General features: G+C 62.5%; 18 protein-coding genes. 9 read left to right on the top strand and 9 right to left on the bottom strand.

What is annotated here, in order from left to right; translation table 11 throughout:
• Positions 1–9: 9 nt before the first annotated feature.
• The 6 genes from ABVN20_RS03635 to ABVN20_RS03610 are packed head-to-tail and all read right to left on the bottom strand — an operon-like array spanning position 10 to position 4967.
• Positions 10–504 (bottom strand): aromatic-ring-hydroxylating dioxygenase subunit beta, encoded by a 495-nt coding sequence (locus ABVN20_RS03635; protein ID WP_368554127.1) that lies wholly within the window; start codon positions 502–504, stop codon positions 10–12.
• The gene (locus ABVN20_RS03630; RefSeq protein WP_368554126.1) at positions 501–1784 is read right to left on the bottom strand and encodes a Rieske 2Fe-2S domain-containing protein; all 1284 of its coding nucleotides are present in this window, start codon (positions 1782–1784) and stop codon (positions 501–503) included. Before ABVN20_RS03630 ends, ABVN20_RS03635 begins: the two co-directional genes overlap by 4 nt.
• 44 nt (positions 1785–1828) lie before the next feature.
• Positions 1829–2950, bottom strand: a complete 1122-nt coding sequence (locus ABVN20_RS03625) for an amidase (protein WP_368554125.1) — start codon at positions 2948–2950, stop codon at positions 1829–1831.
• Positions 2947–3417 (bottom strand): nuclear transport factor 2 family protein, encoded by a 471-nt coding sequence (locus ABVN20_RS03620; protein ID WP_368554124.1) that lies wholly within the window; start codon positions 3415–3417, stop codon positions 2947–2949. The genes ABVN20_RS03625 and ABVN20_RS03620 overlap by 4 nt, the downstream gene beginning before the upstream one ends.
• 3 nt (positions 3418–3420) lie before the next feature.
• Positions 3421–3792, bottom strand: a complete 372-nt coding sequence (locus tag ABVN20_RS03615; RefSeq protein WP_368554123.1) for a hypothetical protein — start codon at positions 3790–3792, stop codon at positions 3421–3423.
• 23 nt (positions 3793–3815) lie between these two features.
• Positions 3816–4967, bottom strand: coding sequence for an acyl-CoA dehydrogenase family protein (locus ABVN20_RS03610; protein WP_368554122.1), 1152 nt, complete (start codon positions 4965–4967; stop codon positions 3816–3818).
• A gap of 332 nt (positions 4968–5299) precedes the next feature.
• Here ABVN20_RS03610 and ABVN20_RS03605 point away from each other — a divergent pair, with 332 nt between their 5' ends.
• The 6 genes from ABVN20_RS03605 to ABVN20_RS03580 all read left to right on the top strand — a co-directional run bounded on the left by ABVN20_RS03605 (position 5300) and on the right by ABVN20_RS03580 (position 11660).
• Complete coding sequence (locus ABVN20_RS03605) at positions 5300–6781, top strand: PAS domain S-box protein (protein WP_368554121.1); 1482 nt, start codon at positions 5300–5302, stop codon at positions 6779–6781.
• A 1313-nt stretch (positions 6782–8094) separates the two neighbouring features.
• Complete coding sequence (locus ABVN20_RS03600) at positions 8095–9246, top strand: amine dehydrogenase large subunit (RefSeq protein WP_368554120.1); 1152 nt, start codon at positions 8095–8097, stop codon at positions 9244–9246.
• 13 nt (positions 9247–9259) lie between these two features.
• The gene (locus tag ABVN20_RS03595) at positions 9260–9799 is read left to right on the top strand and encodes a MauE/DoxX family redox-associated membrane protein (protein ID WP_368554119.1); all 540 of its coding nucleotides are present in this window, start codon (positions 9260–9262) and stop codon (positions 9797–9799) included.
• A 5-nt stretch (positions 9800–9804) separates the two neighbouring features.
• Positions 9805–10431, top strand: coding sequence for a methylamine dehydrogenase accessory protein MauD (mauD, locus tag ABVN20_RS03590; protein WP_368554118.1), 627 nt, complete (start codon positions 9805–9807; stop codon positions 10429–10431).
• 18 nt (positions 10432–10449) lie between these two features.
• Positions 10450–10971, top strand: a complete 522-nt coding sequence (locus ABVN20_RS03585; RefSeq protein WP_027620621.1) for a methylamine dehydrogenase light chain — start codon at positions 10450–10452, stop codon at positions 10969–10971.
• A gap of 167 nt (positions 10972–11138) precedes the next feature.
• Positions 11139–11660, top strand: a complete 522-nt coding sequence (locus ABVN20_RS03580) for a cytochrome C (RefSeq protein ID WP_368554117.1) — start codon at positions 11139–11141, stop codon at positions 11658–11660.
• Between the two features lie 10 nt (positions 11661–11670).
• Here the strand turns inward: ABVN20_RS03580 and ABVN20_RS03575 are convergent, their stop codons facing one another.
• Positions 11671–12498, bottom strand: a complete 828-nt coding sequence (locus ABVN20_RS03575; protein WP_368554116.1) for a cupin domain-containing protein — start codon at positions 12496–12498, stop codon at positions 11671–11673.
• Positions 12499–12629: 131 nt separating this feature from the next.
• On the opposite strand from ABVN20_RS03575, the gene ABVN20_RS03570 reads away from it, so the two are divergent.
• The 3 genes from ABVN20_RS03570 to ABVN20_RS03560 all read left to right on the top strand — a co-directional run bounded on the left by ABVN20_RS03570 (position 12630) and on the right by ABVN20_RS03560 (position 15104).
• The gene (locus ABVN20_RS03570; RefSeq protein WP_368554115.1) at positions 12630–13148 is read left to right on the top strand and encodes a carboxymuconolactone decarboxylase family protein; all 519 of its coding nucleotides are present in this window, start codon (positions 12630–12632) and stop codon (positions 13146–13148) included.
• 28 nt (positions 13149–13176) lie between these two features.
• Entirely contained in the window at positions 13177–13431 is a 255-nt protein-coding gene (grxC, locus tag ABVN20_RS03565; protein WP_368554114.1) for a glutaredoxin 3, read from the top strand.
• Positions 13432–13679: 248 nt separating this feature from the next.
• Complete coding sequence (locus ABVN20_RS03560; protein WP_368554113.1) at positions 13680–15104, top strand: undecaprenyl-phosphate glucose phosphotransferase; 1425 nt, start codon at positions 13680–13682, stop codon at positions 15102–15104.
• A gap of 244 nt (positions 15105–15348) precedes the next feature.
• On the opposite strand, the gene ABVN20_RS03555 is transcribed toward ABVN20_RS03560, so the two are convergent.
• Positions 15349–16506: a glycosyltransferase 61 family protein gene (locus ABVN20_RS03555; protein ID WP_368554112.1), complete on the bottom strand. Its 1158-nt coding sequence runs from the start codon at positions 16504–16506 to the stop codon at positions 15349–15351.
• 12 nt (positions 16507–16518) lie between these two features.
• A complete protein-coding gene (locus ABVN20_RS03550) occupies positions 16519–17703 on the bottom strand; it encodes a hypothetical protein (RefSeq protein ID WP_368554111.1) in 1185 nt (394 codons plus the stop codon).
• Positions 17704–17988 lie beyond the last annotated feature (285 nt).

Below are 17988 nucleotides of genomic sequence, written 5' to 3'. Positions count from 1 at the left end.
TCCCTGCCCTCACAAAAGGAAGCCGAGCGCGCTCAGGCTGTCGGTGGAGTTGATCAGGCGCACCACTTTGCGCTCCAGGCTTGGCACGCCGTCGGTGAAGCGAATGCGGTGGTTGAGGTCGGCCACGAACGGCGTGTGCACGCCGCGCTTGTAGGCGTAGAGCAACTGCGCCGAGTTGACTTCGACGATGTCGCCCGCCGCTTCCACCAGGCGAAAACGCGAGACGGTGCGGATGGTTTTCGCCGCGTCCACCGCCGACGGCGAGTAGCCGGCGGTCAGGCGTTCGATGCGCAGGTCACGCATGCGCGCGTCGTCGTAGGCGTAGTTGAGCGTGGCCTCGAAGTCTTCGGTGTCCGGGTCGATCGGCACGATGTACTTGCCGCTCTCGCTCCACAGGGTCGCCCATTCGGCGTAGTTCTTGTGGTCCAGCAGTTCGGCTTCGCGCCAGATGAATTCGATGGCCTGGGCCAGTGGGCCGCCATTGAAAATGTCGTGCTTGCTCATTGGCTCATCATCCTTTTCCACATGTCGTAGGCACCGCGCATGCCGCCTTCGTCGGTGGCGTGGCTGACTTTGTCGCCATTTTCAGCGGTGATTTCGCGGTTCAGGCCACGGTTGACCAGGATCGGCGCATCGACGCCGGCGTAGGAGCCACGCTGCACGCGGTCCCAGGCCTCGGCGTCATCGGGGCTGCCGAAGCCGAACGGGCCCTGGAAGTGCTCGTGAATGCGCATGCGCTCGCGGTTGGCGATTTCCGGGCCGCCGTCCATGCCCAGGGCCACGTGGCGGATTTCGGTTTCGGTGACCGACACCGGGCGCAGCACCCGGAAGAACGACATCGACATGGCCACGTTGGGGAACAGGTTGAGGTTGAACCCGGCGCCGTGCAGCGAGCGCACGATGCGGCGCACCTGCTCCGCCGGCATGCTTTTCGACAGTTCCTCGGTGACGTGGGCGAAGCGTTCCTGCAATTGCTCGGTGCCGTCGTCGTGATCCAGGTCGACGTGTTCCGGCACCATGACCATGACGCTGTGGCCGTTACCCAGGGCGTGGGTCACCGCCTGTTCGTCGGTCATGAACGAGAGCATTTCCGAGGTTTCTTCATCCACCGACGACATGAACGACTTGTGCACGATCGGGAAGTGGTAACCGTCAGTGGTGTTTTCCAGCTGGATTTTCCAGTTGCCCTTGAAGCTGAACTTGTGTTCGCCCTGGGTCTTGATCGGGTAACCGGCGCCCTGCTTCATGAACAGGTCCATCCAGTGCTTGGCGCCGCCGAGGAAGTCTTCCAGCGGTTCGATCTCATCGTTGTAGCTGGCGAAGATCATGCCGGCGTAGCTTTCCACGCGCAGGCTGGTCAGCGGCAGCTCGGACTTTTCCAGGATGCCTTCATAGCCGTCCGGGTAAGGCAGCGCGCGCAGCTTGCCATCCAGGCCGTACGACCAGCTGTGGTAGGGGCAGGTGAAACCGGTGGCGTTGCCCTTGTGCTTTTCGCACACGGTGGCGCCACGGTGGCGGCAACGGTTTTCCAGCACGTTGATGGTGTTCTTCTTGTCGCGCACCACGATCACCGGCCGGCGGCCGATGGTGGCGGTCTTGAAGTCGCCGCTGTTGCGCACTTCGCTTTCGTGCGCCACCCACACCCAGGTGCGGTAGAAAATTTTTTCCAGTTCGGCTTCGAACAGCGCCGGATCGTTGTACAGCGAGACGTCGACGCGGTCAGGCTGGACCAGGTCTTCGGGGCTTTTCGTCGATGCGATCAGCCGGTAGTCATGCGTGCTCATGCGGTTCTCCTCATGGCGTTCTTATGATTGTTTTCAGGCGCGAGCTAACCCGCCAGGCGTTGTTGCAACTGCGCACCGAAGGCGCAGACCTGTTCGTCCGCACCCTTGCGGCCGACGATCTGCAGGCCGACCTTCAGCCCGCCACAATCGAGTTCCACCGGCACCGACAGCGCCGGGTGACCGCTCAGGTTGAAAGGCCGTACCAGCGGCGTCATCTCGGCCACCGCCTTGCTCGCGCTGCGCGCCTCGACCAGCGTCGGCGGCAGGCTTGGCAGCGTGGGCAACAGCAGCACGTCGAAGTTTTCCAGCGCGGCGTCCACCTGCTGGGTGAAGCGCGCACGGACTTTTTCCGCTTGCGCCAGGTCTGCCGCCGTGGTGCGACTGGCGGCCAGCAGGCGCTGCTCGACATCCGCGCCGATCAGGCCCTGGCCGGTCAGGTGGCCCAACGCGGCCCAGTTTTCGAAGTTGATCACCGTGAGGCCGGCGGCGAAGGCCGCTTCGAATTCACTGAGGAACAGCGAGCTGCGGTGCCAACCTGCGCGATCAGCGGCAGCGCCGAGGCTGGCTTGCAGGTGGGCGTCGCAGTCGACTTCGATGAAGCCGACCCGGGCCCCCTCAGCAGGCACGCCCTGGGTTTCGAAACCGGGACAGATCACCTGCATGGCGGCGATCAGGTCGTCCATGGTGCGGGCGAACGGGCCGACGCAATCGAGGCTCGATTGCAGCGGATGCGCGCCCACACGGCTGACGCGGCCGTAGGTCGGCTTGAGCCCGGCGATGCCGCAGCAGGCCGCCGGTACGCGCACCGAGCCACCGGTGTCGGTGCCGATGGCGATGTCTGCCAGGCCCGCCGCTACGGCCGCCGCCGAACCGCTGGAAGAACCGCCTGGTACCCGGTCCGGCGCCTGCGGGTTGATCGGCGTGCCGGTCCAGTCGTTGATGCCGGTGACACCAAAGGCCAGTTCGTGCAGGTTGGTCTTGCCGACGATCTGCCAGCCTGCCGCAAGGATCGCCTCGACTACTTCGGCGTGCTGCGCCGCCGGTGCAACCTCGGCAAAGGCGCGGCTGCCGGAACGGGTCGGGTGACCGGCGATGTCGATGGAGTCCTTGATGGCCACGCGCTTGCCGTTGCCGCCGAGAAGGAATTGGCTGATGAAGGTGCTCATGTATTGAGTTCCTGATTGAACAGGCGCTGGGTGCGAAAATGCGCGATCAGCCAGGTGCCCTCGACGCAGCGAAAGTCGATGTTCAGCCGCGTGCCGAACAACTCGCTGCGCCCGTCGGCGTAGGTGGAAATCTGCTGCATGATCCAGTGCCCCTGCGCCGCCTGGCCGTCGACCTGGATCGACTCACTGGTGAGGTAATGCAGGTTCAGCTGGAAATGATCCGAGGGCGGCAGGTAACCGCCAACGAACGCCGCCACCGCGTCCCGGCCGTGATGCTGGCCGAAGGTCTGCGCGGTCTGGCTGCCGACGCCTTCCCAGATCGCATCGAGGCAGAACAGCGCCGCCAGATCGCTCACGCGGGTGGGCGCCCTGGGCACATCGCACAGGTCCATGTAGCGCGCCATCAGACGGCGCACCGCACTTTCCCCTTCGAGCGTCGCCAGACGCTGGAGCAAGACCTGGTCCATGACTTACACCTTGGCCGCGTCGGGAATGGTCAGCGGGCGACCGATGCGCGCTTCGACCTTGGCGTAGCGCCACAGGCTGTATTCGTTCACCGGGGTGGTACGGAACAGGTTGCAGGCGTCGATCACCGACTGGTGGCAGTCGACGTCGGCCATGATGTACACGGTCCAGGGCGAGGTGGTGGACGGGCCGACCATCAGCCGGTCATCGTCCATCGCGCCGAGTACATTGATGCCGGGCATGGCGCCGAGCGAGGCCATCATCTGGCTGAAGCCTTTCCACACGCTCAGGCCTTCGCCGGTGGGCAGGTCGAAGAAGTTCTGGGTGATGCCGATGCAAAAAACGACGCGCAACGGTTCCTGGGTAGTCTGGGACATGGTTCGATCCTTTAAGAGAGGGTTCAGATGTAGCCAGGGAATGGCGATACGCCGAGCAGCACGGAACCGGCGCCGTCGTACAGGCCTTCACTGAGAAAGGCGTGCTGGGTGACCACCATCGAATCGCGCAGGTAACGCTGCAGCGGATGGTGCAGGTAAATGGCGGTGGTCCCGGCCAGGCTGTAGGCGCTCTGCACCACGGCCGCACCGGCCTGGGACACGTGAATGGCGGACAGGCGCAGCAGGCTGGTCTGTTCGGCGGTGACCGGTAAGCCTGCCAGGATCGAATTCCACACCTGCTCGGTGGCGTTGTAGAAGAAGCCGCGGGCGGCGGCGAGGCTGGCTTCGGCCTTGGCGATCTCGATGCGTACGTAGGCGCGGTCGGCCATTTTTGGCGCACCGGTGATGCCGCTGCCGGCGGCCATGCGGCTGACTTCGTCGAGGGCGGCGCGGGCCAGGCCGAGGTTGACCACCGCCAGCACCTGGGCGGCGTAGGCAATCGACGGGTAGCGGAACAGCGGTTCGTCGATGGTGGCAGCGCCGCCGCGGATGAACGTCCAGCGCTCGTCGACGCGCTTGTCTGTGACGCGCAGGTCATGGCTGCCGGTGCCCTTGAGGCCGACCACGTCCCAGTTCTCGATGATGTCCACCTGATCCGGGCGCAGCACCGCGGTGCGCGGCTTGCCACCGGCGGCGCCGATGCCGACGCCGAGCAGGTCGGCGCCCTTGCAGCCACTGGCGAATTTCCAGGTGCCGTTGACCTGGTAACCACCCTCGACCGCTTCGGCCGGTTGCAGCGGGAACAGGCCGCCGGCGAACACCAGGTCCGGGCCGTCGGCATACAGTTCAGCCAGGGTTTCCGGCGGCAATGCCGCGAGGTAGACCCCGGCGCTGCCGAAACTGGCGACCCAGCCCGCAGAACCGTCGGCCTCGGCGATGCGCTCGATCATGCGCAGGAACAGCGCCGGCGCCAGGGCGTCGCCACCGAAGCGTTTCGGCGTGGCGGCGCGGTAGATGCCCACCTGCTTGAAGCGTTCGATCATGTCCCGTGGCACATGGGACAGCGCATCGAACTCATCGCGCCGCTGGCGTACTTCTTCCAGCACTTGCGCAAAGACGGTGTTCTCATCAACGCCTGGCAGAGGGTCTTTCTCCGCGACAGCTGAACGCAGCATGGCTTGTCTCCGTTGTATTTATTATTGGGTGCCCCGTGCCCCCTGTAGGAGCGAGCTTGCTCGCGATGGCGGTATGCCTGTCGACATCACTGGTGACTGACACACCCTCATCGCGAGCAAGCTCGCTCCTACAGAGGGCGCGGCAGGCCGTTACCCTTGTGGCCCCCAGTGTAAAAACCGCCTCAAGCCGCAACCATTGGTGCGTGTAGCCACTTGCCTAAAGAAATCCCCTAGCCCGCCCCCGGTTACTTCTGAGCGCATCCCCACGCGCGAGCGGGTATAAAGCGCCATACTCTCCACTCCCAGGTTCCACTGGCTGCAAGGGCTGCGCGATGTACCTGCCAACACCCAACGACTTCTTCACCCTCATCGAAGCCATGCCGCTGTGCATCATTCTTCACGACGCACACAGCAAAGAGATTCTCTGGGCCAACACCGCCGCCCTCGACGCGCTGGGCTTCACCCTGGAAGAACTGACGCCGCTCAAGGCCCCGGACATGACCCGCGATGCGCCCAAGTACCGGCGCTCGGTCGGCCTGCGCTGGCTCGAAGGCGCCGCACGCACCGGCCAGCGCGCCATCGAGTGGTGTTATCGCTCCAAGCAGGGGGTGGAAATTCTCTCCGAGGCGGTCGCGACCCTGGTGCACCTGGAAGGCCGCGATGTACTGATGGTGCAGTTCCGCGACATCTCCAGGGAGGACAAGGTCAAGCGTGACCTCAAGCGCTTCGAAAGCCGGCTCAAGGCCTTCATGCAGGACCTGGCCGAAGGCGTGGCGGTGCTCAGCCCCGAGGGCGACATCCGCTTCATCAGCGACTCCGGCGCGCAGTTGCTGCAGGGCGAAGGGCCTGCGCTGACCGGGCAGAACTTCCTGTCCTGGTGCGACGAAGACTCCCGCCAACGCCTGCTGCAACAACTGGCCAATGAGACCCCGGAGCATGCGCCGTTCAGCGTGCAGTACCACGTGCAGCGCCGCGATGGAGAATGGCGCTGGCACCAGGCGACCTGCCGTTTCATCGAGATCGAAGACGACCTGGTCGGCCACCTGCTGCTGTTTCGCGACGTCACCGAACACGTGCGCGCCGAGGAAGCACGGCGCCTGAGCGAGCAGAAACTCGAATACCTGGCGCGCTACAACGCCATGGGCGAGATGGCCGTGGCGATTGCCCACGAACTGAGCCAACCGCTGGCCGCCACCCGCAACTTCATCGAGGGCGCAATGATTCGCCTGGGCAAGGAGCTCACCGTAGAACAGGGCGTGAGCTGGGGACTGCAAAACGCCGTACGGCAGATCGAGCACGCCTCGGTGATCATCAAGAGCGTGCGCGACTACGTGGTGAAACTGGAGCAGAGCGAAGAGCGGATCGACCTCAACGAACTGCTGCGCGAGACCCGCTACTTCATCAGCCTGCGCGCCGAACCGAGCCAGGTGCAGGTCGAAATCATCCCCAGCGCGACGCCGCTGCTGGTCAGTTGCGAGAAGGTGCTGATCGGCCAGGTCATCCTCAACCTGGCCTTCAACGCCATCGAAGAAATGAGCGACCTGCCCATCGAGCGCCGAGTCCTGCGCATCCAGGCCAGCCGCGAACAGGAGGTGGCACTACTGCGCATCGAGGACCGTGGGCGCGGCATCCAGGCCGAGGCGCAGGAGAAACTGTTCGACGGCTTCTTCTCGTCCAAGGTCAGCGGCAACGGGATTGGCCTGGCCCTGTGCAAAAACATCATCGGCCGCCACCGGGGGGACATCTGGGCGCAGAACCTCGAGCCTTGCGGCGCAGTGTTCAGCGTCGCCCTCCCCATCGCCCCCAATCTGTAGGAGCGAGCTTGCTCGCGATGGCGGCCTTCCGGTGTACATACCCATTTTTGCGGTAACGGCCGCTTTTGGTTCCGCCCTTACGGCGGGTGACTTTGGGGCGCCAAAGTCACCAAAACGCTTGGCCCCTGACGTACGGCCCTTCGCTAACGCTCCGGGTTCCCTCGCTCCGGCCCTGCTCCGTGGGCCCGCCGCCATCGGCCATCCTTGGCCGAGGGCGGCTAACCCGGCATCCATGCCGGGTTGCCCACTGCGCAGAACCTCCACTCGGCCTTCCGACGGGGCAATCTATGGCGCCTGGTCATTCTCGGCCAGAAGCTAAAGATCAAAAGCACAAAACCCTTCCCCTGTGGGAGCGAGCCTGCTCGCGATGGTAGCCCAGACTCCGCAGGTACCCAGGCAACCCGCGTCATCGTTCACGACCATCGCGAGCAGGCTCGCTCCCACAAAGGATCAAGATCACAAGCGGAACACGGCCCCCTGTAGGAGCGAGTTTACTCGCGATGGTGATTCAGGCACCGCTGGGTGTCAGACAGTCAACGTCATCGTTGACGACCATCGCGAGCAAGCCCGCTCCCACAGAAGATCAAGATCAAAAGCCGAGCACGCCCCCCTGTAGGAGCGAGCTTGCTCGCGATGGTAGCCCAGGCACCGCGGGCATCCAGACGGCCCGCGTCATCGTTAACGACCTTCGCGAGCAGGCTCGCTCCCACAGAAACAGCAACAGAGCCACGATCCCACAGGCGCCGCAGATTGCCCCGTCGGAAGGCCGAGTGGAGGTTCTGCGTAGTGGGCTACCGCGGCATGGATGCCGCGGTAGCCGCCCTCGGCCAAGGATGGCCGATGGCGGCGGGCCCACGGAGCAGGACCGGAGCGAGGGAACCCGGAGCGTAGCGAAGGGCCGTACGTCAGGGGCCGGGCGTTTTGGTGACTTTGCGCCGGGCCGCGTAGGCCCCAAAGTCACCCGCTGTAAGAGCGGAACCATAAGCGGCCGTTGCCGCAACAACGGATATGTACACCCGACAGGCCGCCATCGCGAGCAAGCTCGCTCCTACAGGTAAACGTCGCCGTAAGGGCGGAACCCTAAGCGGCCGCACCCGCAAAAATGGATATGTACACCCAGAAAGACGCCATCGCGAGCAGGCTCGCCCCCAAAACTCCAGGCCAATCCCCCCGCTCATCAAGACTGGCACAGACAAACAACCTCTTGGCAGCCACAGCAATTCCCCCTCTCCCCGGCCAAGGCAGAATCGAACTGCAAAAATCTGCCATGCACCCGCGATTTGCGAGAACAATAATTCAGGGAGTTCCCCCTAATGCGAGCCACCAGGATCACCGTACAGTCAGCGCTGAGTCTCAGCCTGCTGGTACTGGGTTTGAACAATGCCAGCGCGGAGTTGCCCGCTGACACCGGCATCGGCCAGACCGTTTTGGCCTTCCCGCCGGAAGCCCACCGGGCCTTTGTTGTCGACGTCGAATTCGAAAGTTTCGTGGCCGGTCGTGTGACCGTGGTCGATCCCGACAAGAAACGCGTGCTCGGCATGGTGCCGACCGGTTTCGCCGCACCTTCGACCTTGAGCCACGACCAGAAAACCCTCTACAGCGCCGACATCTGGTACTCGCGGGGTACCCGCGGTACCCGTACCGACGTGCTGACCGCCTGGGACAGCTCGACCCTGTCGCCGGCCTGGGAAGTGCTGATTCCGAACAAGCGCGCCGAGTCGCTGACCCAGCGCTATGGCCTCAAGACCAGCGGCGATGACCGCTTCGTCTACGTCTACAACTTCACCCCGTCGACCTCGGTCACCGTGGTCGATACCCAGGCCAAGGCCGTGGCCAGCGAAATCTCGATCCCCGGTTGCGTGCTCAACTATCCGATCGGCAAACGCCGCTTCGCCTCGCTGTGCGGCGACGGCAGCCTGCAGGTGGTGACGCTCAACGACCAGGGCCAGGAAACCGCGCGCAGCCGCACGCCGTTCTTTGACCCGAATGCGGAAAAACTGGTGGAGCGCGCGGTCAACGTCGGCGACACCTACTACTTCACCACGACCACCGGCACCGTGCGCGCCGTGGACTTCAGCGGTGAAGCACCGAAGATCCTGCCGAGCTGGTCGCTGACCAACGACGAGGAAAAGAAGGCCGGTTGGGCCCCGGGTGGCTGGCAGCTGATGGCCGTGGCGCCGAAGCTCAATCGCCTGTACGTGCTGATGCACGACGCTCACGAACCGATGAAGTGGGAAGACCCGAGCCCGCTGATCTGGGCGTTCGATCTCAAGACCGGGAAGAAAGTCGCCACCCTGGAAGCGCCTGTTCCGGTGTGGAGCATGCAAGCCACCGGCGACGACAAACCGTTGCTGCTGGGCGCCGACGTCGAGGGCGGCTTGCAGATTTTCGATCTCAAGACCAACACGCTCACCGGCAGCATGGCCAAGGTCGCCAAAACCGCGACCCAGGTCATGAGCTACTAAACGAGGTGCGACCATGCACTTGGACCCGATTCTGATCATCGCCAGCGCCATCGCCATTGCGGTGTTGCTGGCCAGCGCCGCGACCCACAAGTTGCGCGCGCCGGCACGCTTTCGCAAACAACTGGCGGACTATCAACTGCTGCCCGACGCCCTGGTTCGCCCGGTCGCGCGCACGATTCCGTTGATCGAACTGGCGATTGCCTTCGCGCTGCTGGTGCCGGTGTGCCGCGCCTATGCCGCGTTGACGGCCGGCGCGCTGATCGCGCTGTACGCCGCCGCCATCGGCATCAACCTTTGGCGCGGTCGTCGCGACATCGACTGCGGCTGTGCCGGCCCGGGCCAGGCGCAACCGCTGCGGCCGGTCCTGCTGCTGCGCAACAGCGCACTGGTGGGCCTGGCGTTGCTGGCCAGCGTTACGCCGACGGCACGCGAGCTGGGCTTTTTCGACGGTTTCGTCACCCTCGCTGCCAGCGCCGTGGCGCTGCTGATCTACGCCGCCGCCGATGGCTTGCTGGCGAACTCCCCTCTTCTGCTCAAATTGATTGGTAGGTAATCAAAATGGAAGGCTTGATCGTTTCCAACGTTTTGCTCTGGGTGCTGCTGGTGGCCCTGGCGTTCGTCGTCATGGGCCTGGTGCGTCAGATTGGTGTACTGCACGGTCGCCTGGCGCCAGCCGGCGCGCTGATGGTCGACAAAGGCGTGGCCGTCAACGAAGCCGCACCGCAAATCACCGCCGCCGACCGTCACGGTCGCCCGGTGAACTTCGGTTATGCCGGGGAAAAATCGCAACTGCTGTTCTTCCTTTCGCCGACCTGCCCGATCTGCAAGTCGCTGCTGCCGGCGATCAAATCCATCGCCAAGGAACAGGCCGGCAGCCTGGACGTGGTGTTCGTCAGCGATGGCGACATGGACGCCCAGCAAGCGCTGATCCGCGAACACAAGCTGGAAGACGCCACCTACGTGGTCGGCCCGGAAGTGGGCATGACCTACCAGATCGGCAAGCTGCCTTACGCGGCGCTGATCGACAAGGCCGGCACCCTGCGCGCCAAGGGCCTGGTCAATTCCCGCGAGCACCTGGACAGCCTGTTCGAAGTGGAACACCTGAAGCACGCGACCTTGCAGCAATACCTCAACGCTCAGCCACACGAGCACAACCACGACCACAGCCACGGCCATAGCCACTGATAAGGCAGGGAGACTTTCATGAAACTGCTGGATCTGTTGTTCGAGCGCTCGACGCGCCGTGTTGCCGACACCACTTCGCGCCGCAAACTGCTGTCGCGCATGGGCTCGCTGATGGTGGCTGGTGCCGCCCTGCCCCTGCTGCTGCCGCTGGATCGCACCAGCAAGGCGCTGGCCGCCACCGACCCGAAAGCCGGCGACCCCGGTGATCCGAACAGTTGCGACTACTGGCGCTACTGCTCCATCGACGGCTTTCTGTGCAGCTGCTGCGGCGGGTCGGTGACCTCCTGCCCACCGGGCACCGAGGCCTCGCAAGTGACCTGGATCGGCACCTGTCGCAACCCGGCGGACGGCAAGGACTACATCATTTCCTACAACGACTGCTGCGGTAAGCAAAGCTGCGCCCAGTGCGCCTGCACCCGTAACGACAGTGAAGAACCGGCCTACCGCCCGTTCAACAACAACGATGTGAACTGGTGCCTGGCCGCCAAATCGCACATCTATCACTGCACCGTTTCGATCATCCGCGGCGTGGCTGTTTGAGTTGATGTAACACCTCACCCCCCGCCCCCTGTAGGAGCGAGCTTGCTCGCGATGGACGTTAACGATGACGCTGGATACCTGACACTCAGCGGCGTCCTGACGACCATCGCGAGCAAGCTCGCTCCTACAGGGACAGGGATCGGTCATAACAACAAGAAGGGTCTGTCATGCGTCACATGTTAATCCTCGGCCTGGCCTGCCTTTTCCTCACCCCACTTGCCCACGCACGCGCCATTCCCAATCCGAACCAGCGCCATGCACCGGGCAACGAAGAACTGCAAACACCGATTGCCGAGGCAGGCTATAGCGTTGGCGTGAACTACCAGTTGCAATGCGCCGGCTGCCACCTGGGCAACGGCATGGGCTCACCCGCCAATGACACGCCACGCATGGCCGGGTTTGTCGGCAACTTTCTGAAAGTCCCCGGTGGGCGCGAGTTCCTCGTACGTGTTCCCGGCATGTCGCAATCGGCGTTGAACAACGCGCAACTGGCCGACCTGCTCAACTGGCTGATGCGTCCAGGCGGCATGGCCGGCAAAAGCGTGCCAGAGCATTACCAGCCCTACACCGCCGAAGAAGTCACCGCCCTGCGCGCCGAAACCATGCTCAACCTGCCCGGCACTCGCGCCGAGCTGATCAAGGCCATGCAAGCGCAAGGCATCGAAATCGAAGACGGCATGAATAAATGAGTGCGAGCGTCTAGCGACGCTTGCCAGCCTGCCCCCACTCGCGCGGGCTGACCCCGGTCTTGCGGCGGAACGCCCGGGCCAGGGCCGACGGGCTCTCGTAGCCGACTTCATCGGCAATCAAGGCAATCAACTTGCCCTCCCGCAGGCGCTTCTGCGCCAGGCTGACACGCCAGCTCACCAGGTAGTCCACCGGCGTCTGCCCCACCACCTGACGAAAATGTTCGGCAAAACTGGCCCTGGACATGTTGGCGGCGGCCGACAGCTCGGCCACGGTCCAGGCCTTGGCGGGCGTGTCGTGCATCAGGCTCAGGGCCCGCGACAGCCGTGCATCGGCCAGGCCCGCCATCAGGCCGGGGCTTTGTTCGCGACTGCTGAGCAGGTGGCGCAACAACTGGATGACCAGCACTTCGAACAGGCGATCCATCATCGCTTCGCGCCCGCACAGACCGTCGAAGGCCTCCTTGAACAACCAGTCGAGGGTGCCGGCCAGGGTCGGCAGGTCCTTGAGGTCCAGCACCAGATAATCCGGCAACGCCGCCGCCAGGGCATTGCCGGCGCCACCGTCGAAATCCAGTGAGGCGCACACCAGTTGCGTATCCGAGTCGTCGGCGGCAAACAGCCGATGGCGGTAGGGCCTGGGGAAAAAGATCAAGGTCGGGGTGTCGAGTTGCTGTTCCCGCTCATCGGCCAGCTTCAGGGTCAGCTCGCCAGCGCGCAACAGATGCAGGTGGCCGCAGGCCTGCTCGCCGTCAAACGCGGTAATGCCGCAGAACGTACCGCTGTGGAAGGTGCCGGCACTGACGCCGAAATGACTGAGCAAGGTCGATAAACGATCCATGAACGAACTCCCGAGAGAAGATCTGGACGATCTGTCGCATATCCTCGACGATTTGCACCCAATACACCAGCACTGATCATTAGCATGAACTCCGTACCCAGCGCATACCGCGCCCTTATCGGAGAATCACCATGAGCCGCATCAACACCCTGAGCCTCGACCAAGCCAATGACGCCACCCGCCCGCTGCTGGAAGGCGTGCAGAAAAAAATCGGCTTCCTGCCGAACATGTTCAAAACCCTGATCCACGCCCCTGCCGTGCTGACGTCCTACATGCAGCAGTCGGCCACCCTGGGCAAGACTTCGCTCAGCGCGGTCGAGAAGGAAGTGATCGCCCTGGCCACGTCCCAGGTCAACGGCTGCGACTACTGCCTGAGCGCCCACACCTTCTTTGCCGGTAAAGCCGGGATGTCGGCCCAGGAAATCCTCGACGCCCGCCATGGCCAGCTCAACGCCGTCGCCACCCTCGCCCGGCAGATCACCGAACGCCGTGGCCAGTTGAGCGACGATCATCTGGCAGCCGCGCGGGACGCCGGTATCGACGACGCCAAGATCATCGAAGTGATCGCCCAGGTCGCCCTGATGACGTTGACCAACTACCTCAACAACGCCGCGCTGACCGATATCGACTTCCCGACCATCGAGGCTTGAACCACTGTTTAACCGAGGAGTACCGCTGATGAACACTGTGACGCTCTACACCACCGATACCTGCCCGTACTGCCGCAACGCCAAGGCGCTGCTGGCCAGCCGAGGCATCGTTGCCCAGGAAATCAACGTCCAGGCCGAACCGGGGAAATTCCAGGAGATGCTCAGCCGCAGCGGTGGCCGTCGCAGCGTGCCGCAGATTTTCATCGGCCAGACCCATGTCGGCGGGTTCGACGACCTGGCAAAGCTGGATCGCCAGGGTGGTTTGCTGTCGATGCTGGCTTGAGGGGCACGTGACACGCTTCATTTTTTGACAAGGATGTTGTATCAAACCTGAGCAATGTCGTGACTGATTGCCCAGTACTGCTAAAGTGACAGCACCCGTCTTCATCTACCTGAACAGCAATATTCCGGCGATGAGACGGGTGATGCGTTTGAAGTGGCTTGCCGGTGACGCCAGGGCTCTCGTGGGGGAGCTGATAGACCTGAATCTCGTCATTAACGAGCGCGAAGGAAAGCAAATGAGGTCCAAGCATGATTTTTGAGCCTAACAATACCCGCTCCGTGCTCCAGCGTAGAAGCAGTACCAGTACCGTTATCCAGGCAGGTCTCGATTGTGTTGCGGTCACCGGCGTTGCCTGGTTCCTGATCAACTATCACATCGGCTACATCACGCAAGACTACGTCATCATGCTGCTATTGCTGCTTGGCGCATTAGCCGTGGTGTATGACCACTACGCCATTTACCGCAGCAACGTGGTGTTTACCATCAAGGCCTTCAAGCTCCTCAAGGCCTGGACCGCGACCTTCGGCTTCCTGGTGGCCATGGCGTTCCTGACCAAACAGAGTGAGGTCTATTCACGTCTGTTGATGGGTGAATTGTTCGTGCTGGGTTACGTGGCCCAGCTGTTGCTGCATCTGGCCACCCGGGAAATGCAGAAGAAATTCCTGGCCCATCCGACGCAACTGGAAAATGCCCTGATCATCGGCTCGGGCGAACTGGCGAACTACCTGCACAAGAAAATCAGCACCAACCCGTGGCTGGGCGAACGCATTGTCGGCTGCGTGCTGATTGGCGCGGACGATGATCGCGGCAAGGAACCGGCGAACGGCAAGCATCGCCTGTCGATCCTTGGCGACATTTCCCACCTGGATGATCTGGTGGTCAAGCATTCCATCCGCACCGTGTATTTCGTCACGCCGCTGGGCGGCTCCGAAGTCATTCAGGACGTTTACCTGAGATTGTTCGATAAACACATTTCGGTTAACTGGGTGCCGGACATCTTTTCCCTGCGCCTGATCAACCACAGTGTCCGCGAAATCGCCGGGATTCCCGTGCTGACCCTGTCGGAAACCCCGCTGATTGGCATGCGCCTGTTCCTCAAGAACCTCGAAGACAAGGTCCTGACCGTTCTCATCCTGCTCCTGGCCGCCCCGGTACTGGCGCTGGTTGCCCTGGCGATCAAGCTCGACAGCCCGGGGCCGGTGTTCTTCCGGCAGGAGCGCATGGGCTGGAGCGGCGAGTCCTTCCGCATCTGGAAATTCCGCAGCATGGTGGTCCATCAACCGGCCGAGGGGACCATCAAGCAGGCACAGAAGAACGATCCACGAGTCACCCGGGTGGGCGCGTTCATCCGCCGCACCAGCCTCGACGAGCTGCCGCAGCTGTTCAACGTATTGATGGGGGAAATGTCACTGGTGGGCCCTCGCCCGCACGCCATCGCCCATGACGTGCAGTATTCGCCGGATGTCTCGGGCTACTTTGCCCGCCACAACATCAAACCCGGCATCACCGGCCTGGCCCAGGTGCGCGGCCTGCGGGGCGAAACCCGGGAAATCGACCAGATGATCCGCCGGGTCGATTCGGACATCGAGTACATCAACAACTGGTCGCTGTGGCTGGACTTCACCATCCTCGTGCGCACGGTATTCGCGTTCACCGGCAAGCACGCCTATTGACCCCAACCCCAACCTGTAGGAGCGGGCTTGCCCGCGATGGAGTTCAACGATAACGCTGGCTGCCTGGCACTCCGCGGTGCCTGGGTATTCATCGCGAGCAGGCTCGCTCCCACAGAGGATCACACCGTACCTGTAGGAGCGAGCTTGCTCGCGATGGTGGATCAGACACCGCGGAGTGTCAGGCGGCCAGCGTTATCGTTGACCACCATCGCGAGCAAGCTCGCTCCTACAGGTATAACAAGGTTCAGAGAGCGGCGTAGCGGCTCTGCGTATCCTGCGACACCGGCAGCAGATCCAGGGTGCGTTCCACTTCATCCGAGTCGATCCGGAACCCGTCCCCCTCCGGCATACCCACGACAAAACCGAAGTTCTGCTGATCGCGGTCCGTCAGGTATTTGAAGAAGCACAGGAAGCGGTTCGGCGGTTGCAGCACCAGCAGCGACCCACCGGGCGGCAGGACGTTGACGCCGTGGATCAGGTGACTGCCCTCGATACCCACCACTGTCCTGGCCCCGGCACAGGCGGCCACGATGGTCGGCACATCGCAGACGGCCGGGTCGAGAATGCGAAAACCCCGGCGGTCGCGCAGCCGCTCGGCGACTTCCATTTCGTTGCGCAACCGTCGCGAAGCACCGTGGCCGCCTCGCACGATGAACACGCCGGGATGGCTGCTGACATTGACGTGGGAGAGCAACTTTTCGCCCATGGCCCGAAACCGCAGGTGTTTATCCAGGTTCTGACTGAGGTCGTTGAAGATCACCAGTTCGCGAAAGAATGCATTGCGCACGCGCAGCGGGTTCATGCCCAGCCAACGCTCGTAACCGGGAGCGTGCAGGATGCCGTTGCGCGCCACCGAAACGTTGTCGGCAAACGGTGCGGAGGTGACCGGCACGCCCTCTTCGCAAGCCAGGCGATAGGTCAGGCAGTCGTCCATCAACCAGCTGCCGAACCATTTATTGCCGCCCATGGTGCAGTACAACGCGCCGCGATCAATTTCCTGTTCGACGCGAATGCCCGGCAACCGACCCGCACCCGGGGTCAGCCAGGACTTGGCGTTGCCCTTGTACAGCGCGCCGTCGATCATCCACACGTCCTTGAGCAGGAAGCCCCGGGTCGCCCCGTGCTCGACCGGCCCGGTGCCTTCCATGGTGCGGCGGGGATGTTCGTTGGGATAGAAAAGCGCTTCCTCCCACCCCGTCACGCGTTCGAGCTGGTTGGGCAGGTAAAACGCCGGCGGCGCAATCGTCTGCGAAGCGGGGGCGATTTCCCAGGATTTGACCGCCAGGCTTTCAAGGGTGGCCGCTGGCTTGCGGGTCACCCGGGTGTCAAACATGTATTTATACGCAGCGAGGCTCCACCTGGACTTCGACGGGCTGCTGGTCAACGCATTGAAGTGCAACATGTGCTCACCCTTTTAACCGCGGCTATACCCAATGAACTTTGCAATCGGCAACTTTTCAGGTGACAACACGTATTCCAGCACGGGCGGTGAGTTCAAGTGACTGTATCGACTGCGCAATATATCGAGCAGTTGTTCTCGCGGCGGAGCTGCACAATGGAGATAAACTTTCGATAGCCCACCGAAACCCATTTCGCGATAACGAACAGCTACTTCCTCATCACTCCTGGCACTCGGCACGCCCAGATGCAGCGTCAACTTTCCATTTTCAACAGCAAATAAAGGCGTCTCCCAAAGAAACTGCTCGGCCCCCACTTTCGGCAACTTCACAAACAAGTAACCATGATTACCCAGCGTGTCGACATCCCCCCCACGCCGTCTCTTCCACTCAAGCAATCCATCGTCCGGGCGAGCCAGGCAGGTGCCGATATCGTAATAATCGAAGTTATTCTCGATCGCCCACTCCAGCGCCATGAAAGTGGTGATCGAATTCACCTCGCGCAATTTCTTGTGATCGGAGAACACCGTATCCGGGTAGCCAAAACGGACGGTGCTCCAGTAGCGCTTGCCGGAACGGGTGACGGTGCAACCCAGGTGACAGGCAACCACGTCATCTTCCAGCAGCACCAGGTCCAGTCGCCCGGCGCTCTTGGCCACCCGATGCACTTCCTGCGTCTGAATTTGCGACGCCGCACTGCCGTGTCTGGCACGGGCATAAGGCTGGAGCATGTCGCGGTCCGCGCTGGCGATATCGTCATCGTTCAACGCTTGTTGCATCCGATAACGCGCGCGGTGTTTGCGCAGGTTTCGCCGCAATTCGCTGTTGTATTGCCCGGTGATCTCGTCAAGCGAACGGCGCAGCGGTACGACGGCGCTCAACTGTTGCGGCACGAACAGGGCGCCGGGGGTCGGCACCTCGGTGACCAATAACGTGTGTTCGGATTTTTGCAGTCTCAGGCGGGTGTCTGCGCCTGGTGCCTGAGCCCCCAGCAATACCTGGACGAACTCCCGGCGGTCTTTCGTACCCACATACAAAATGTCGTGGGCACTGTCTTCGCGCAGTTTGAAACGGGCCATCTCCCAGCGCCAGAAACAGGCCCTTGCGAGGCTGTCCTGCAGCCACGCGAATGCTTTGCGCAGTTCGAATCGCAGCGAGGGGGATAACAACTTGCGCAAACTTTCCGTCACGATCGTTTTCATCTTTATCAACGCACGTCAAATGAAGTTTATTTAATCTGCAAACCAATAAACCCACTATTCGACACAGGCACACTACGACGCGACAGCGAGTCAGACCATGGCGTTTTGCGCGCCATTTCCAAATGCGTGTCACACTTTCCTTCTTGCGAAAAACTCGCAACTCCCTCCGTGGAATCCAGATTTTTTGACGCCATTTCGCCGTCGAAAATCTTTGTGAAGAAAACAGTCTCTAGTACAGCTGCCAAGCCAGAATACTAAGCAGAGTAAAGATGCAAGCCGAGAGTT

It is taken from the genome of Pseudomonas sp. MYb118, assembly GCF_040947875.1.
GTDB lineage: Bacteria > Pseudomonadota > Gammaproteobacteria > Pseudomonadales > Pseudomonadaceae > Aquipseudomonas.
The sequence above is the reverse complement of the archived record's forward strand: the minus strand, read 5'-3'. Positions and strand labels throughout refer to the sequence as shown.

Bases quoted from the DNA above. Each gene is read 5' to 3' on its own strand.
- ABVN20_RS03635 (WP_368554127.1), bottom strand. From the start codon at position 504: ATGAGCAAGCACGACATTTTCAATGGCGGCCCACTGGCCCAGGCCATC.
- ABVN20_RS03610 (WP_368554122.1), bottom strand. From the start codon at position 4,967: ATGCTGCGTTCAGCTGTCGCGGAGAAAGACCCTCTGCCAGGCGTTGAT.
- ABVN20_RS03625 (WP_368554125.1), bottom strand. From the start codon at position 2,950: ATGAGCACCTTCATCAGCCAATTCCTTCTCGGCGGCAACGGCAAGCGC.
- ABVN20_RS03575 (WP_368554116.1), bottom strand. From the start codon at position 12,498: ATGGATCGTTTATCGACCTTGCTCAGTCATTTCGGCGTCAGTGCCGGC.
- ABVN20_RS03615 (WP_368554123.1), bottom strand. From the start codon at position 3,792: ATGTCCCAGACTACCCAGGAACCGTTGCGCGTCGTTTTTTGCATCGGC.
- grxC (WP_368554114.1), top strand. From the start codon at position 13,177: ATGAACACTGTGACGCTCTACACCACCGATACCTGCCCGTACTGCCGC.
- mauD (WP_368554118.1), top strand. From the start codon at position 9,805: ATGGAAGGCTTGATCGTTTCCAACGTTTTGCTCTGGGTGCTGCTGGTG.
- ABVN20_RS03560 (WP_368554113.1), top strand. From the start codon at position 13,680: ATGATTTTTGAGCCTAACAATACCCGCTCCGTGCTCCAGCGTAGAAGC.
- ABVN20_RS03585 (WP_027620621.1), top strand. From the start codon at position 10,450: ATGAAACTGCTGGATCTGTTGTTCGAGCGCTCGACGCGCCGTGTTGCC.
- ABVN20_RS03630 (WP_368554126.1), bottom strand. From the start codon at position 1,784: ATGAGCACGCATGACTACCGGCTGATCGCATCGACGAAAAGCCCCGAA.
- ABVN20_RS03550 (WP_368554111.1), bottom strand. From the start codon at position 17,703: ATGAAAACGATCGTGACGGAAAGTTTGCGCAAGTTGTTATCCCCCTCG.
- ABVN20_RS03580 (WP_368554117.1), top strand. From the start codon at position 11,139: ATGCGTCACATGTTAATCCTCGGCCTGGCCTGCCTTTTCCTCACCCCA.
- ABVN20_RS03620 (WP_368554124.1), bottom strand. From the start codon at position 3,417: ATGGACCAGGTCTTGCTCCAGCGTCTGGCGACGCTCGAAGGGGAAAGT.
- ABVN20_RS03600 (WP_368554120.1), top strand. From the start codon at position 8,095: ATGCGAGCCACCAGGATCACCGTACAGTCAGCGCTGAGTCTCAGCCTG.
- ABVN20_RS03605 (WP_368554121.1), top strand. From the start codon at position 5,300: ATGTACCTGCCAACACCCAACGACTTCTTCACCCTCATCGAAGCCATG.
- ABVN20_RS03570 (WP_368554115.1), top strand. From the start codon at position 12,630: ATGAGCCGCATCAACACCCTGAGCCTCGACCAAGCCAATGACGCCACC.
- ABVN20_RS03595 (WP_368554119.1), top strand. From the start codon at position 9,260: ATGCACTTGGACCCGATTCTGATCATCGCCAGCGCCATCGCCATTGCG.
- ABVN20_RS03555 (WP_368554112.1), bottom strand. From the start codon at position 16,506: ATGTTGCACTTCAATGCGTTGACCAGCAGCCCGTCGAAGTCCAGGTGG.